13 protein-coding genes and 1 tRNA gene are annotated in these 16,970 nt (G+C 53.7%); 13 read left to right on the plus strand and 1 reads right to left on the minus strand.

All coding sequences use genetic code 11. The features are described from left to right. Positions 1–43 precede the first annotated feature (43 nt). From FIV46_RS00670 to FIV46_RS00705, 8 genes are all read left to right on the plus strand, one after another. Entirely contained in the window at positions 44–511 is a 468-nt protein-coding gene (locus FIV46_RS00670; RefSeq protein WP_139937877.1) for an Lrp/AsnC family transcriptional regulator, read from the plus strand. A 138-nt stretch (positions 512–649) separates the two neighbouring features. Then, the gene (gene gatC / locus FIV46_RS00675; RefSeq protein ID WP_139937878.1) at positions 650–937 is read left to right on the plus strand and encodes an Asp-tRNA(Asn)/Glu-tRNA(Gln) amidotransferase subunit GatC; all 288 of its coding nucleotides are present in this window, start codon (positions 650–652) and stop codon (positions 935–937) included. Positions 938–947: 10 nt separating this feature from the next. Further along, entirely contained in the window at positions 948–2,432 is a 1,485-nt protein-coding gene (gatA, locus tag FIV46_RS00680) for an Asp-tRNA(Asn)/Glu-tRNA(Gln) amidotransferase subunit GatA (protein WP_139937879.1), read from the plus strand. Further along, positions 2,429–3,913, plus strand: a complete 1,485-nt coding sequence (gene gatB / locus FIV46_RS00685; protein WP_139937880.1) for an Asp-tRNA(Asn)/Glu-tRNA(Gln) amidotransferase subunit GatB — start codon at positions 2,429–2,431, stop codon at positions 3,911–3,913. Before gatA ends, gatB begins: the two co-directional genes overlap by 4 nt. Before the next feature lie 152 nt (positions 3,914–4,065). After that, a complete protein-coding gene (locus tag FIV46_RS00690) occupies positions 4,066–4,392 on the plus strand; it encodes a hypothetical protein (protein ID WP_139937881.1) in 327 nt (108 codons plus the stop codon). Positions 4,393–4,632: 240 nt separating this feature from the next. Beyond that, on the plus strand, positions 4,633–4,902 hold the full coding sequence (locus FIV46_RS00695; protein ID WP_139937882.1) for an SEL1-like repeat protein: 270 nt from the start codon (positions 4,633–4,635) through the stop codon (positions 4,900–4,902). Between the two features lie 162 nt (positions 4,903–5,064). Then, positions 5,065–5,155 (plus strand) — tRNA-Ser (locus FIV46_RS00700). Positions 5,156–5,338: 183 nt separating this feature from the next. Further along, a complete protein-coding gene (locus tag FIV46_RS00705) occupies positions 5,339–6,505 on the plus strand; it encodes a DUF547 domain-containing protein (RefSeq protein WP_139937883.1) in 1,167 nt (388 codons plus the stop codon). A gap of 25 nt (positions 6,506–6,530) precedes the next feature. Here the strand turns inward: FIV46_RS00705 and FIV46_RS00710 are convergent, their stop codons facing one another. Then, on the minus strand, positions 6,531–7,640 hold the full coding sequence (locus tag FIV46_RS00710; RefSeq protein ID WP_181162995.1) for a hypothetical protein: 1,110 nt from the start codon (positions 7,638–7,640) through the stop codon (positions 6,531–6,533). Between the two features lie 269 nt (positions 7,641–7,909). Between FIV46_RS00710 and FIV46_RS00715 the strand changes: the two genes are divergently transcribed. The 5 genes from FIV46_RS00715 (at position 7,910) to gspD (ending at position 16,970) form a co-directional block, all read left to right on the plus strand. Further along, the gene (locus FIV46_RS00715; RefSeq protein WP_139937885.1) at positions 7,910–8,452 is read left to right on the plus strand and encodes a prepilin peptidase; all 543 of its coding nucleotides are present in this window, start codon (positions 7,910–7,912) and stop codon (positions 8,450–8,452) included. Between the two features lie 315 nt (positions 8,453–8,767). Beyond that, positions 8,768–11,551 carry a hypothetical protein gene (locus tag FIV46_RS00720; RefSeq protein ID WP_139937886.1) on the plus strand — a complete coding sequence of 928 codons (2,784 nt, stop codon included), beginning with the start codon at positions 8,768–8,770 and terminating at the stop codon, positions 11,549–11,551. An 80-nt stretch (positions 11,552–11,631) separates the two neighbouring features. After that, on the plus strand, positions 11,632–14,211 hold the full coding sequence (locus tag FIV46_RS00725; RefSeq protein ID WP_181162996.1) for a TonB-dependent receptor domain-containing protein: 2,580 nt from the start codon (positions 11,632–11,634) through the stop codon (positions 14,209–14,211). A 135-nt stretch (positions 14,212–14,346) separates the two neighbouring features. After that, complete coding sequence (locus FIV46_RS00730; protein WP_181162997.1) at positions 14,347–14,967, plus strand: type II secretion system protein N; 621 nt, start codon at positions 14,347–14,349, stop codon at positions 14,965–14,967. A 32-nt stretch (positions 14,968–14,999) separates the two neighbouring features. Then, entirely contained in the window at positions 15,000–16,970 is a 1,971-nt protein-coding gene (gene gspD / locus FIV46_RS00735) for a type II secretion system secretin GspD (RefSeq protein WP_181162998.1), read from the plus strand.

The following is a 16,970-nucleotide window of genomic DNA, read 5'->3' on the forward strand; positions in this document are numbered from 1 at the left end:
AAAACATATTCTACGGAGAGAATTAGTGGCCCGGAAAAAGTCTATGGATCGAATTGATCTGAAGATTCTTTCGATTCTTCAGGAAAATGCCCGTATTACCAATCACGAACTATCCCAGAAGGTAAACCTGTCCCCCAGCAGCTGTTTGCAGCGGGTGCGCAAGCTGGAAGAGGACGGCTATATCGACAGCTATATGGCCAATATAAACCTGGACAAGATCTGCCGCACGGTGACGGTGCTGGTGACGGTCAGTCTGCATGATCACACCAATGCGAACTTCAAGGCGTTCGAGGAGGCCATGGCCGAGTTCCCGGAGATTGTCGAGTGTTATACGGTAAGCGGCAATTTCGATTATTTCCTTCGCGTGGTCTGTCCTGACATGAACAGCTACCTCAAGCTGAACGACGACCTGATCGGCAAGATGGAAGGGGTCGCCAATATTTCGAGCCAGGTGGCGCTGGCCCACACCAAACCCTTCCGGGGTTATGCGCTGGAGCGGTTGGTGGAGTAGGGGACCTTTACCGTCCCGGCATACTTTCGGAAAACTTGATAAAAAGGGTGTGATTTTCCCCAAACGCCCTCTTGCGGAAGCGGCTGCCCGGTGCTAGTTTCCGGCTTTTGGAAATTATCTCAACCTGTCAGGAAGAACATGTCTGTTGATAAGGATACTGTGGCGAAAATCGCCCATCTCGCCCGCATCAAAGTGCCTGAAGAAAAGCTGGAGCCTTTGGTGGGGGAACTGAACAATATTCTGGACTGGGTGGAAATGCTGTCAGAGGTGGATACCGACGGCGTGGAACCCCTGACCAGCGTGGCCGATGTCACCCTGCCCATGCGGGAAGACAAAATCACCGACGGCGGCTATCGGGATGATGTCCTGGCCAATGCCCCCGAAGCGCAGCACGGCTTCTTTGCCGTGCCTAAAGTGATCGAGTAGGGAGGGCGAGATGAGCGAACTGACAAAACTGACAATCGCTGAAGCCCGTGACGGATTCAAGAAGGGTGATTTTACCGCCCGCGAGGTGACGGCGGCTCATATTGAAGCCGTGGAAGCCGCGCGGGAGCTGAACGCTTATGTGGCGGAAACGCCGGACCTGGCCCTGGAGATGGCTGATGCGGCCGACGCCATGATCAAGGCCGGCGACCAGAAGGGCATGACCGGGATCCCGGTCGGCGTCAAGGATCTGTTTTGCACCAAAGGGGTGCACAGCTGTTCCGCCAGCCACATCCTCGATGGTTTCGAGCCCCGCTATGAAAGCACCGTCACCCAGCAAATGTGGGATGACGGCGCCGTGATGCTCGGCAAACTGAACATGGATGAATTCGCCATGGGCTCTTCCAATGAAACCAGTTATTACGGACCGGTGAAAAATCCCTGGCGCGCCGAAGGCTACGGCCATGATCTGGTGCCGGGCGGTTCTTCCGGCGGCTCTGTCGCTGCCGTGGCCGCCGATATTGCCATTGCCGCGACCGGCACCGACACCGGCGGTTCCATCCGCCAGCCCGCCAGCTTCACCAGCCTGGTTGGTCTGAAACCCACCTACGGACGCTGTTCCCGCTGGGGCATCATTGCCTTTGCTTCTTCCCTGGATCAGGCCGGGCCGATCACCAAAACCGTGCGTGACGCGGCCATCATGCTGGAAAGCATGGCCGGCCACGATGCCAAGGACAGCACCTCCGTGCCGTCGGCGGTGCCCAACTATGAAGCGGCGCTGACCGGGGATATTCGCGGACTGAAAGTTGGTATTCCCAAGGAATACCGCGTGGAAGGTATGCCGGAAGAGATCGAGAAGCTCTGGCAGCAGGGCATGGCCTGGCTGAAAGACGCCGGCGCGGAAATCGTCGACATTTCCCTGCCGCACACCAAATATGCGCTGCCGACCTATTATATCGTGGCCCCGGCGGAAGCGTCTTCCAACCTGGCCCGCTACGACGGCGTGAAATACGGCCTGCGCGTGGATGGTGAAAACCTGGCCGACATGTACAGCAATACCCGGGCCGAGGGTTTCGGTGACGAGGTCAAGCGCCGGATCCTGATCGGCACCTATGTGCTGTCCGCCGGCTATTATGACGCCTATTACCTGAAGGCCCAGAAAGTCCGCAGCCTGATTGCCCGTGATTTCCGCGACGCCCATGAGCAGGTTGACGTGATCCTGACGCCGACAGCGCCGAGTGCCGCCTTTGCCTTGGGGGAGAAAACATCCGATCCGCTGTCCATGTATCTCAACGACGTCTTCACCGTGCCGGCGAGCCTGGCCGGTCTGCCGGGCATTTCCGTGCCGGCCGGACTGAACAGCGAGGGACTGCCCCTCGGCCTGCAGCTTCTGGGACGGCCCTTTGACGAGGAAACTCTGCTCCGGGTGGCAGAGGTTCTGGAAGGGGCGGCCGACGTTAAGGCGAAACCTGTTAAATGGTGGGGAGGCAAATCATGAGCAAGCTAATTCAGGGAGCCACCGGTGACTGGGAAGTTGTCATCGGTCTGGAGGTCCATGCCCAGGTAATTTCCGAATCCAAACTCTTTTCCGGGTCCGCGACAGCCTTCGGCGCCGAACCCAACAGCCAGGTCAGCTTCGTGGACGCGGCCATGCCCGGCATGCTGCCGGTGATTAACGAGGAATGTGTCCGCCAGGCGATCCGTACCGGCCTCGCCATGGGGTCCAAGATCAACCTGCGTTCAATTTTTGACCGCAAGAACTATTTCTATGCCGATCTGCCGCAGGGCTACCAGATCAGCCAGTTCAAAGATCCCATTGTCGGTGAGGGCGAGATCGTGATCGAACTGGAAGATGGTTCAACCAAGGCCATCGGTGTCGAGCGCCTGCATCTGGAACAGGACGCCGGCAAGAGCATGCATGACCAGCATCCGACAATGACCTATGTGGACCTGAATCGCTCCGGCGTGGCGCTGATGGAAATCGTCTCCATGCCGGATATGCGCTCTGCCGAGGAAGCCGGGGCCTATTTCCGCAAGCTGCGTTCTATCGTCCGTTATGCCGGCACCTGTGACGGTAATATGGAGCAGGGAAGTATGCGCGCCGACGTCAACGTGTCGGTGCGTCGTCCTGGCGAGCCGTTCGGCACCCGCACCGAAACCAAGAACGTAAACTCGATCCGGTTTGTGATGCAGGTGGTCGAGCATGAGGCCAATCGCCAGATCGCCGTCCTGGAAGACGGCGGCACCATCGACCAGGAAACCCGGCTGTTCGATCCGGGTACCGGCACAACCCGGTCCATGCGCTCCAAAGAAGAAGCGCATGATTACCGCTATTTCCCGGATCCCGACCTGCTGCCGCTGGAATTTACCCAGGAGTTTGTGGATGAGATCGCCAAAACCCTGCCGGAACTTCCGGATATCAAGAAAAACCGCTTCGTCGAGGATCTGAAGATCAGCGCCTATAATGCCGGCGTTCTGGTGGCAGAGAAAGAAAATGCCGACTATTTCGAGGAAGTGCTGAGCCATCTTGAGAAAGCCAGCGGTAAGGACAAGCATGAGTTTGCCACCCTGACGTCCAACTGGGTGACCGGCGAGCTGTTCGGTGCCCTGAACAAGCTGGGTTGTTCCATTTCCAATAGCCCGATTTCGGCCGAGCATGCTGCCGAACTTCTGGGGCTGCAGATGGACGGTACAATTTCCGGCCGTATTGCCAAGGATATCTTCGAGATCATGCTGGAAAGCGACCAGAGCCCGTCTGAGATTGTTGAGGAAAAAGGCCTCAAACAGGTGTCTGACACTGGCGCCATTGAAGCCTTTATCGATGAGGTGATGGCGGCCAACATGGACAAGGTTGAAGAATACCGCGGCGGCAAGGACAAGCTGCTCGGCTTCTTTGTCGGTCAGGTGATGAAGAAAACCCAGGGCAAGGCCAATCCACAGGTGGTCAATGAACTGCTGCGGAAGAAACTTAACAGCTGAATATTTCGATAGTTAAAGAAAAAAAGGTCGGAAATTTTCTGTTTCCGGCCTTTTTCATCATAAAATTGCCTTATTAACTATAATACTGTAGTCTTGCACTGGATATGACTTTCATATCTTTATTTAACTATAGTTAGTAGGGGACGAACAACATGTTGGACATCAGAAAATTACTCCTTTCTTCAGCGATTGCGGCCGTGGCTGCTTTCGGCCTGGCGGCTTGCGGTGAAGACGAGTCTTCTTCTTCAGCTCCGGCTGAAGCCGAGAAAGCTGTTGAAGAAAGCTCAACCGTGACCGATCAGGCGAAAGAAGCCGCTGATGAAGCCATGGATAAGGCTGGTGAAATGGCTGATGACGCTGCGGCAGCAGCAGGCGAAGCCATGGACGAAGCTGGCGAGGCCGTGGAAGGCGCTGCAGAAGACGCTAAAAAGGCGGCTGATGAGGCCATGGAAAAAGCCAAAGAGGCGATGCCGCAGTAATTTTGTAGCTATCGAATTGGTTAATTCGGTATAATATTATTTGTTAAGAAATGCAACGGGTCCCGCTTCGGGGCCCGTTTTTTGTCCTATAAAGCTATAAAAAACAATGTGTTGTAAAGTTTTTCTTAGGGTTAACCAATTGTTTAACGTTTGGCTGGCATTCTTGTCCTACAGACCGGGAAAAACGGTTTTGATTAACGCATACACCATTTAACAAGAAGGGTTTTATAGGAGAACAAAATGGGGCAACTGAACCACAGCTATGTAAAGGAAAGAATTTCCGCCGCTGACGAGGGTACTCCCGAAGCGCTTTACGACCTCGGCCTGCTGTATTCCATCGGCCAGGGTGTTGAGCAGAACAATGTGGAAGCTCATAAATATTTCAATCTTGCATCTATCCGCGGCATGAAAAGCGCCCAGATCGATCGCGCCGAAGTGGCTGAATATATGACTGCTGCAGAAATCGCCATGGCCCAGAAAATGGCCCGCGAGTGGTTGTCCACCCACTAAAAGAAAGCATTCCATGTACGGTTTTGAGTAAAAACCTTCTCCCCGGTCGGGTGAGAGGGTTTTTTGTTGCCGACAGTGAAGGTTATCTCCGGTCCGGTAGGAGCAAAAATCAGGACAAAGACATTGACACCCTTGATCGACTTGGGTAAATACGGCGTTGACAGAGAGGTGGCTGAGTGGTCGAAAGCGCTCCCCTGCTAAGGGAGTATACCTGGATAAGGTATCGAGGGTTCGAATCCCTTCCTCTCTGCCATTTCCCTCCGGCTCCGTTAGGAGCTTTTTTATTTGTGCCTGACAATCTTCTGCTAATCGACGCCAAGCCACCAAAGCGACTATCAAGTTGCGCGATACGACGGGTTTGCCTATCTGATAAGTTGTAATCATTTCTGTATTCGGATATTGTTATACTATAACTGAATATAAAAAGGGGGTTTACATGATCAGGTTCCAAAAAAGTCTACTTATTCTCTGCATGTTGCCGGCTTTCCTTCTGCAGCAGCAGGCGGCTTATTCCGGGGACGCTCCAGAGGAATTTCCCCTGCCGGATATTTTTTTTGAATATGACCCGGCCTCAGAGATAGAAGTTGCCTATGATGATGTCACTTTTCTGCTGAGAACCCATGTAATGTTGAGCGGGAATGATGAGCGCGCAAAGGCGCCCAGGTCGGTTGCGCCAATCGGTACAAGATTTAAAGCAAAAAGAAATCTGCTTACTGTTCTGGAGGGAAACAAATTCTACTTCGATGCGTTCAAGGATGAAAACAGACGGACTTATCTTACCGCAGTCAGGAAAAGTCTTGAACGCCTCCCCAGGGAAATTCCCCTGAACCAATTAAACCGCAGAGAACAGCTGGCTTACTGGTTGAATCTTTACAACGTCACCGTGCTGGAGCAAATCGTCAATAATCCCAGAAAAAATCTTAATCGGACAATTGTTGGTGATGATTCACTACTGGACAAAAAGCTGTTAAATGTCGCGGGAATTCCTCTCTCACTCAATGATATCGAGTATCGGATCCTGGCCCCTAATTACAAAGGCGAACCTCTTGTGATTTATGGTTTGTACCAGGGCTATATCGGTTCGCCGAGCATCCGTAAAAAAGCCTATACAGGTGAAACGGTCTATCGCGACCTGGAAAAGAATGCGGTCGAATTTATAAACTCCAACCGCGGCACCTATTTTCGGGGAGGTGTGTTCAGGGTTTCGGGTTTTTACAAGAGAAACAAAGTCTTTTTTTCGGACTTCCAGCATGATCTGAAAAAACATATTAACCAGTATATTGAATCGCCCTATTGGGAAAGATTGCAGGAAGCTGATACGTTAAAGGCGAACATCAACGACTGGATGATCGCGAGTGTTTTCGGCGACAACAGGGATTACGGCGGGGCCGTATCCACCAATCATGCAGCGCTTTTTGATTCGTTCATCGCAGGAGGCGCCGGCGGACTGGTATTGGGGGACTATGTTATGAATCAGGCGGAAAATAATGGTGTCTTGAGTCTCGACCAGGCAAAGATGCTGAAGCACCTGAATGACATGCGACTGAAAAACACCGGTATCGTTACCGTGGAAGAAATCCAGCGCAAAGATATAGAGGAATAGGAAAAAGATGAACTGGGGGGGCTGGTTATTTGTCCATAGCCAACACGGCGTCTGCTTTTTTCCTATTTCCCAGCATCCTGTAGCTTTCGGCGAGAAGATCGTTGAAACGGGGGTCCTGTGTTTTCTTGCCGACAATTTTGGTGAGGGAGGCGACGGCTGAGTTATAATCCCCGCTGTCAAATGCACTCTGTGCTTTGAAATAGTGATAATAGGGGTTTTGTTCCTGGTAATCCCGGGCTTTGGCGGCAAAATACTCTGCTTCTTCGTCGTCGCCTTTGATGTCATAGAGAATCGCCAGGTTAGACAGGGCAGAATGGTTGGACTGGTCGTATTTCAGGGCGGCGTGGTAAGCCATTTCCGCGTGATCCAGAAGCTTGTTTTTGCGATAAAAAACGCCAAGATTAGACCAGAAAGAAGAGGTTTCCGGGGACAGCCGGATCGCCTTGACCATATAGCGGAAGGCATTTTTCATATCGCCGCGGTCCAGAAACGCGGCTCCCTTGTTGCTGTAATAATGGGCTTCGGCTTCGGCATCGGACATGATTCGGGTCGGATAGCCGGGATCGATATTGACCTGGTCAATGTCCAGTGTGAAGTCGCGGCCGCTGCGGGACTGGACCCGAACGTTGACATGCCCCGTAGCGTATATGAGTTTCTCCTCGTCAGACGCCCACAGGGGAGGGATGTCAACTTCCTGAAAGGCGGCTTTCAGGCCCCGCTCGCGGGCCATCAGGACGGTGAGGTAGCTGAAGCCGAGGCAGTTGGCTTCAGCCTTCCGGAACGCTTCATCGGCACTGAGGGTCGCGGTCCTGTTGTAAGCCATATTCAGGCCATCCTCGGAAACAATGGAATTCGCCAGGGCGCGGACCTTTACGATTTCCGCATTTTTCAGCGGGATATGTCGTTCGGTGAAGGACTTTATTTCGGGGGTTAGCGCAAGAACATGATCTTCCGGCTCCGGCAGGTCGTCTGCCTCGGGACCCCAGAGGGCGTAGCCGCTGAGCAGGGCGCCACGGCCAATGAAGGTTTCGGAATAGTCGACCGGCGATGTCGATGAGGTGGTGGTGCAGCCGGCAAGGAAGAGGAACAACGGCAGAAGCATCAGCAGGGGGATGCTGATTGATCTATATATCATACCGTATGGTGCCCGGACCATATTGTCTCCTTTTCCCGATATTCACCTCTTCCCTAATTTTTGTTTCAGCCTGTAATATTATTGTCACATAACTGAACTATTATTTCGAAAATAATACTACAATCAGCAGTTAATCTTTATGAACTTTTTGTTTCATGAGGGGCTTTCGCGCGGAAAACTGCCATTTCCTGGCGAAAAAAATTGCCGGACAGCCGAAAATAACCTATTGAAACCGGCTAGGGATTAACTTTTTCGGGGGCGGGACGCATATGGCGGACGTCTTAAAATGGGGATCTGTTCTGGCCCTGGCTGCGGCCGGTATCGCGTTACTGCCAGCGAATCTTCAAATATGGGGGGCTGTCCTGTTCGTTCCCCTTATGGTCCTCAGCCTTATCGATTTGAAGACTTACCGCTTGCCGGATTATCTGACCCTGCCTCTTGCCGGCGCCGGCCTGGCTTTCAGCTATTTGGGTTATCCGGCTTTTCCGGATTTTCTGCATAGCCTGATGGGGGCTGCTGCCGGCTATCTCTTTATATATATGGTGGCTCTGTCCTATCGGAAGGTCAGGGGGCGGGAAGGGATCGGCATGGGGGATGCCAAGCTTCTCGCCGCGGCTGGCGCCTGGGCCGGCGTATTATATCTGCCTTTTATCCTGCTTTTGGCGTCCGTCGCCGGATTGCTGGTTGTACTGGTCAGTAAACGGGGGGCGGCAACGCTGGAAACCATGATGCCATTCGGACCGTTCCTGGCGGTTGGAACATGGCTGACCTGGGTTCTTAAACTGTCCTCTATATTAGTTTTGAGTAATTAAAAGAGACTCGCAGGGGCGGCCGCTCTTGTTACATTTCAGTTTAAAACTATTCGTCATTTCAGGCAGGATATTTTGAATCCGATGGTTGGAAAATAAATCCTGACGTTCAGTCTAGGTTGATCAACCTCTTGAAAAATAAGTCATATTAAATGTGACTGGGCGTGTAACAAAATATTAAACTAACCGTAACAATTACTGAAGCATAACTGTCACATTTCCCTCCTAAAACCGCGACCTGATTAGTCCGGGGTGAATTGCGCCCGGATTGTCTGTCGAACTTAACTGTAATTTTTTTTTCTCGTTTAGGGGCGGAAAATGATCAAATCCATTAAACTCAGAACTGTACTGATTGCAGCCTGTGCCACTGTGGCGCTCGCAGGCGCTGGCTGTCAGGGCGACGATTCAATTGAACTGGCTTCACCGGGAACTACCGGTCCGAACCCGGGTACCGGCGACACTAGTGGTGATACCGGCGGCAGCGGCGGCAGCAGTGCCGGTAACTGCCCGTCTGGTACAGCAGACCTGACTGTTGGTACGGAAACACACTGTGAACTTTCCGGCACTCTGACGAGTAACATTACTCTTACTGCAGAAAACCTTTATGTGATCGACGGCCTGGTCATTGTTGGCGAAGACGTTGGCTATGACGGCACCGGCGGGGCACCGGTCACACTGACCATCGAGCCCGGCACAACAATCTACGGTAAAGACGAAAACTCTGTTCTGTCAGTTTCCCGTGGTTCGCAGCTCATGGCAGAAGGAAGCAATACAAACCCGATTATCTTTACTTCCGCTCAGGATCTTGGATTTGATGACGAGCTGGGGCTTGCCTCCCGCGCCGCTTATTCCGGTGCTCCTCTGGAAGAGCCCTGGTCCGGTGAATGGGGCGGTGTCGTCCTCAACGGTCGCGCCACCACCAACGTGAACTGCGTGGCCGGTGTCTGTGAAGGTATCGACGAGGTTACCAACGAGCTTTACGGCGGCGACGATGATGCCGACAGCAGCGGCTCCCTGAAATTCGTTCAGGTCAAATATGCTGGCTTTAAAGTGAATGCCATCAGCGAACTGAATGGTATCGCCATGCAGGGTATCGGTAGCGGCACTGAAGTGGACTATGTTCAGGTTCACAACAACTCTGACGATGGTATCGAATTCTTCGGTGGTACCGTGAACGCCAAACACCTGGTGGTAACCGGTTCCGACGATGACAGCTTCGACTGGACCTTCGGTTGGCGCGGCAACATCCAGTATGCTATCGCCATTCAGAACCCGAACCAGGAAAATACCGACCGTGGTATTGAAGCTGACAACAACGAAGATGACAACACTCTGACTCCGCGGTCCAACCCGACCTGGTCAAACATCACCTTCGTGGGCATCGATTCCTCACCCTACGGCGATACAGGTATCGTCCTGCGCCGCGGTACGGCCGCAAGCTTCTACAACGCTGTTGTAACCGACTTCACCAGTGACTGTCTGGATGTTGACGGTTCAGAAAGTTATGCCCAGCTGAACGCCGGTGAGATTGTCATGGAATCAACGCTGCTGGATTGTACTTCCAACTTCGCAAATGAAGATGAAGACGGCGCGGATGAAGACAACCTGCCGACCTGGTTTGCTGACCAGGACAACAACACCCTGGCAACAAACTCACTGTCCGTTTTTGTGAACGGTGCAACAGAACAGGGTGTGACAGCGACTGACGCAAATGCCGTTAACGCCTTCTTTGATACAACAGACTACATCGGTGCCGTTAACGGTCCGAACGATCCGGAAAACTGGACGCTCGGCTGGACTTACGGCATGAATGACGCGGCAGTATGCCCGACCGGTACGACAGACAACGGCGACGGTGGATGTGTGCTTGAAGGTACTTACACCGACACAATGCGCCTGGTTGCTGGTCTGGATTACTTCCTGCGTGGTCAGGTGAACATTGGTGTTGATGTGGGTTACGACGGAACCGATCCGGACGGTGATCCCGCAACGCTGATCGTTGATGCCGGTGTGACCATCTATGGTGAGGACACCAATGCGGTACTCAACATCACTCGTGGATCCAAGATCTTTGTGAACGGTACTGAAGATGCTCCTGTCACCATGACAGCCACCAACGATGGTGCCCGTGATATTGATACAGCCAGTGGCCTGTGGGGTGGTCTGATCCTCAATGGTCGTGCCTCTACCAACGTGAACTGCGTGGCCGGTGTCTGTGAAGGTATCGACGAGGTGACCGGCGATCTGTATGGCGGTGACGACGACACCGACAACAGCGGCCGCCTGAGTTATCTGGTGGTCAAATACGCCGGCTTTAAAGTGAATGCCATCAGCGAACTGAACGGTGTTGCCATGCAGGGTATCGGTAACGGTACTGAAGTGAACTATGTTCAGGTTCACAACAACTCTGACGATGGTTTTGAATTCTTCGGTGGTACCGTGAACGCCAAACACCTGGTGGTGACCGGTTCCGACGATGACAGCTTCGACTGGACTTTCGGTTGGCGCGGTAAGGTACAGTATGCCATCGCCATTCAGAACCCGAACCAGCCCAACACCGACCGTGGTATTGAAGCTGACAACAACGAAGATGACAACACCCTGACTCCGCGGTCCAACCCGACCTGGTCAAACATCACCTTCGTGGGCATCGATTCCTCACCCTACGGCGATACAGGTATCGTCCTGCGCCGCGGTACGGCCGCAAGCTTCTACAACGCTGTTGTAGCCAGCTTCACCGATGACTGCCTGGATATCGACGGTTCAGAAAGCTATGACCAGCTGGATGCCGGCAACATTGTCATGCAGTCAACACTGCTGGATTGTAACTCCAACTTCGCGAATGAAGACGAAGACGGCGCCGATGAAGACAACCTGCCGACCTGGTTTGCTGCTCAGGCCAACACTACCCTCGGTGGTTCAACCCTGGCTGTACCGTCTGACGGCACCAAAAAATATATCAATGGTACTGGTGAAGCAGCAGTAACTGCAACAGATGCAAATGCTGTAGACGCCTTCTTCGATACCACAAGCTATATCGGTGCGGTGGAGAACGCTGCTGGCGACTGGACTGCCGGCTGGACGGTCTGGATCCACGACTAAGCTTCAGTGATTGGCTGCGGCGGGCATTACTCTGCCTGCCGCAGCTCTCTCATTTAAAAAAATCACACATGGTGCTTGATATGAAAAGTTATACTACAAATTTGAAGGGAGCCCTTCTGGCCAGTACGCTGATACTGGTTCCGGCAGGGGTTTACGCCCAGCAGGCAGAGCAGGCCGAGCCCAATCAGGATATCGAGGAAGTGACCGTTATGGGTCAGTATATTCCTGATGAAAAGCGGTCTACCTCTGAAATTTCCAACATCCTCGATGCCGCCGACTTCTCCCGCCTCGGGGACAGCGATGTCGCGGGATCCCTGAAGCGTCTTACCGGTCTCAGCCTTGCTGAAGACGGCGTGGTCATTGTTCGCGGTCTTGGCGACCGTTATTCCAACGCACTGCTTGATGGCGCAAATCTTCCGAGCCCCGACCCGCTTCGTCGTGTCGTTCCTCTCGATATCTTTCCTGTGAACGTGCTGGACGGCGTGCTTGTTCAGAAAACCTTTTCACCGGAATATCCGGGTCACTTTGGTGGCGGCCTTATCGAAATGCGCACAAAGGCTGTGCCGGATGAAGATTTCTTCAAGGTTGGCATTTCCACAGCCTATAATACAATATCAACTTTTGAAGACGGCCTGAGCTACGATCATTCCGACACCGACTGGCTCGGTTTTGACGATGGTCTTCGTGACCTTCCGGATGCCATTAAAGCTGATCCCTATCTGGCAAATATGACAGACGAGGAACGGGAAGCGGCCGGTGAAGCCATTTCCAATATCTGGTCTGCTGATTTCCAGGAAAACCTGCCTGACTTCGGTCTGGAAGGCACTTTGGGCAAGCGCATTGAAATGGACGACAGCAGCCTGGGTGTTCTGTTTTCCGTCTCCTATGACAACCAGTACCGCAACAAAGAAGGTGTGTTTAACGAATACAGCAATACCTCTGAAGGTGCGGAACTCAACGGTCTGGGTATTCGGCCGGAAGCCTGTCTGGAATTCGAGGGTGCACCGCAGAACTGTGGCCTGAGAAGCACGACGTTTGAAGTGGACCTTAACGGTATTCTCAATGTCGGCTATGAATTCAACGGCAACAACAACATCCAGCTGACATCGCTGCTGCTGAGAAAATCATCTCGTTCCGCAACGATCTTCAGTGGTGATTTCGCCGCGGACCCGGGCCGGTTGCGTACGCTGACTCAGCTCGAGTGGGTTGAGCGCCAGGTATGGTCAAACCAGCTGTCCGGTGACCATTTCTTTGACTTGAGTGATGCCGGGGAAACGGAACTCAAATGGCATGCTGTTTACGGAACAGCCAGCCGCGACGTGCCGATGCGTAAGCAGTCCACCTATGAATACAACGAAGCTCTGGGCGCCAACATCCTGTCCACGCGTGAGAGTATCCAGCTGGGTAACGGGATTTTCTGGGGCGAGCTGGACGATACCATTTATGAATATGGTATGGATCTGAAACAGCCCGTTGAGTTCGGTGATGTCCAGGCAGATATTTCTGCTGGCGGAATGTACTATAAAAAGGAACGTGAATCCTCATATCTGAGATACCGTTTCGGCTTCCCGGCCGGTGGCGCTTCTCCGGAGCTGAGAATGCTTGTTCCCGAGATCGTATTTGGTACGTTCAACATCGCTCCCGACGGAATTCAGCTGCTGTCACAAACATTGGCAGGTGACTACTTTGAAGGAAGCGAAGAAGTCCTGGCCGGCTACATCAAAGCTGATGCCCAGGTTTCTGAAGACATCCGCCTGGCTGTCGGCGGACGCTATGAAGATACCACGCAGAATATCGATACTGTGAACCTGTCTGTGCAGCCGGAGAGCCAGAGGTTCCTGCCGGCAGCGACTCTGACCTGGACCTTTGCGGAAAATATGCAGCTTCGTCTGGCCGCATCGCAGACCCTGTCCAGGCCTGACCTGAGGGAACTGGCTCCGGTTTCCTACTATGATGAGCTGGGCCGTTCCCGCACCGGTAATCCGGATCTCAAGACCGCGAAGGTCACCAATCTGGATGCCCGTTTCGAATGGTATTTCGGTGAAGATGAGTCAGTGACCATCGGTGCCTTCTACAAGGACTTCAAAGATCCGATTGAAGAAACCGTAACCATCATCGGTGACGGCACCAGGAACCTGAGTTACATCAACGCGGATTCAGGTGAACTGTATGGTGTCGAAATTGAGGCAAATATCAATATTCCGCTGGCTGAAACCTTTGAGGGTGAATTCTGGCAGAATCGTCTCTTTTACGTAAAGGCCAACGGAACATACATCAACTCTGAGGTTAATATTGCTCCAGAAGACCTGAATGTTCTGACCAACGCGGTTCGTCCGATGCAGGGACAGTCTGAATGGCTCGGCAACCTGCAGCTGGGATGGGATGGTGAAGACGATCGCCTTACTATCCTTGTGAACTACACCGGCGAGCGCATTGCCAGTGTCGGTACATACAGCCTGCCGGACCTGGTCGAGGATGCGACTGTTTTTGTAGACCTGGTTTATAAACGGGACATCGAAATCGGCGGTGGCGAAATGGAGCTGAGCTTCAAAGTCGAGAATATTCTTGATGAAGATTATCAGGTTACTCAGGCTGGCTTCCTCGCTGAAAGCTATAACATCGGCACTACATTCTCAGTGGGTGTAAGCCACACCTTCTAAGGCTGAAGCCACGGTTAAACATCAAGGGCATCTGCGGCGGCAGGTGCCCTTTATTTTTATGTAACAATACTATCACATTCCTGTAACAAACAGGTTCCACAAGATGAATCTTGGAAAATTTCAACGGGTTGTCGCGTGGCTGTAACAAAAACAAATTTCACAGAAAAACTGGCCTTTTTCCGGGGGAGTCTGCAACGCCTGCCGGCGAGCAGGGGCGTCTCCGAGTCGAAAAACAGGACGCCCTTTCAGTATTTTGTGTGGTTTCTGGAAATAATTTTCGCGGCATTGCTCCTCTATGTTCTGGCGCTTTTGTTCTGGGACTTCACCTCGCCCAGGCTGCCGGTGGTGGAAGGGGGCGGTGTTGCTGTCACAAAACAGACAAAAAACCGGGCGGCGACGGACTGGTCGGTTTTTGCCTCGGTCAATCCCTTTTACCGGGATCAGAAGATTGAAGCCGTTGAGGAGACGGCGCTGACGGAAGCCCGCGAAACCAACCTTGATCTTGAGCTGTTCGGCATCCGCTATAGCCCGGACGGCAGCGGCGTGGCGATTATCCGTACACCCGACAAACAGCAGGGGGCTTTCCGCGCCGGGGATGAGATTTTTGACGGCGTAATACTTAATCGGGTTCTCGAAGACCGGGTGGCCATTGAACGTTCCGGTGTGCTCGAGGTGCTGACCTTCCCGGGACAACAGGGGACGGGGCAGGTCGCAGCTGACGGCACACCCCGGAACCAGGCGGGACAACAACAATGAAATCAGGACACAGACAAGGTTCAGGCAGGGATATGAGGAAACAGATCACAAGATATATTGTCGTGCTGGCAGCTCTGATAACGGCTATGGCGACCGAGGCCGTGGCGCAGAACAATGAACCGGCAGTACTGAACTATCGCCAGGCCGATATCAAGGCGGTGACCGAGGATATTTCCCTACTGACCGGCAGGTCCTTTATCATCGATCCCCGGGTCTCCGGTAAGGTAACCATCATCTCCCGCGAGCCGGTGGAACGCGCCGCGGTGCTGGAAACCTTCCTGTCCACCCTGAAGGTGCATGGTCTTGCCGTGCTGCCCACGCCGGGTGGCGCCTATAAGATCGTGCCCGAGGACCAGGCGGCGGTTGAGGGGCAGATCCTGTCGAGGCGGGACAAGCCCACCGACCAGATGGTGACCGAAGTCATCAAACTGCGTCATCTCGATGTGACCCAGGCCTCCAACATGCTCAAGACCCTGGTCGGCAAATCCGGACGGGTATTGCCCTACCGGCCGTCCAATGTCCTGATTCTGGTGGATTTCGCCCCCAATGTCGAACGCCTCAAGGCGGTGCTGGCCGAGGTGGACAAGTCCCGCGATGTGGTGCGTATGATTTCGCTCAGCAACACCTCGCCCAGCGAAATGGCGGAAATTCTGGAACAGCTGAAGAGTGCTTCCGGCGCAGAGAATGCCATGTACAGCGGCTTTTCCGCCGTACCGGTGGACGCCAGCGACACCCTGATGCTGAAGGGCGACCAAAAGGTCATCGATGAGCTTATGCCGGTGATCGAACAACTGGATGCGCGGCGCAAGTCCAAAGGCGATCTCAGGGTGGTAAAACTCAATCACACCAGCGGCGAGACCCTGCTGCCGGTGCTGCAGGAAGTGAGCCAGTCCCTGGCCCAGAGCAAGGGGGAAAATGCCGGTGGAGGGCGTGCCGGAAAAACAAGCATTTCCCTGCATCCCTCCACCAATTCCCTGGTGATTAATGCCGACCCGGAAATGCAGAAGGCATTGGGTGACGTGATCCGGCAGCTGGATGTGCCCCGCGACCAGATCATGGTCGAAGGCATTATCGTCGAGGTGTCGGATACCACGGCCAAGGAACTTGGCCTGCAGTATTTCCTGTCCGGCAGCCAGACCTCCGGCGTGCCGTTCGTCACCACCAATTATTCCAACAGCACACCCAATATCCTGGCCTCGGCCGGGGCGCTGCTGGCGGCCGATGAACTGGGCGAGGACAGTGACGCCCTGGCGGCGCTGCAGAGCAACGCCATTGACTCGATCCTCGGTATCAACGGCTTCGCCGGCGGTCTTGCCGGAAAATCGTCCAACGGCACCACTTTCGGCTTTATCCTCAATGCGCTGGACGAGGATATCACCTCCAACATCCTGTCCACGCCATCGGTCATTACCATCGACAACGAGGAAGCCCGCATTCTCGGCGGCCAGGAAATTCCCATTACCACCGGCGAAACGCTGAGCAGCAACAACTCCAACCCGTTCCGCACCGTGAACCGGGAGGATATCGGCGTGAAGCTGACCGTGCGTCCGCAAATCAACGGCGAGAACGGCATTCTCGCCCATATCCAGCAGGAGGTGTCCAGCGTTGCCGGCACCATCAGCAGCCAGTCCACCGACCTGATCACCAACAAGCGGGAAGTGGAAACCACCGTGATGCTGCAGGACGGCGAGATCATGGTGCTGGGCGGCCTGATCCAGCAGGATGAATCCGTGTCCATCAGCGGTGTGCCGCTCTTGAAGGATATCCCGGTGCTGGGCGAAGCCTTCAAGAGCCGGGCCAAGTCCCGCGAGCAGCGCAACCTGATGATTTTCCTGCGCATGACCATCATCCGCGACAAGGACCAGCTGCGCCGGGTCACCAACAAGAAATATGATTTCTTCCGTAATGACCCGCTGATGGAGGATGCCTACGGCGGTATCGGGCTCGACGGCGTCATGAACAAGGTGATCGGCGCCACGCCGGCAAAACCGGAAGGCGAATGA

The organism is Emcibacter nanhaiensis (genome assembly GCF_006385175.1).
Lineage (GTDB): Bacteria > Pseudomonadota > Alphaproteobacteria > Sphingomonadales > Emcibacteraceae > Emcibacter > Emcibacter nanhaiensis.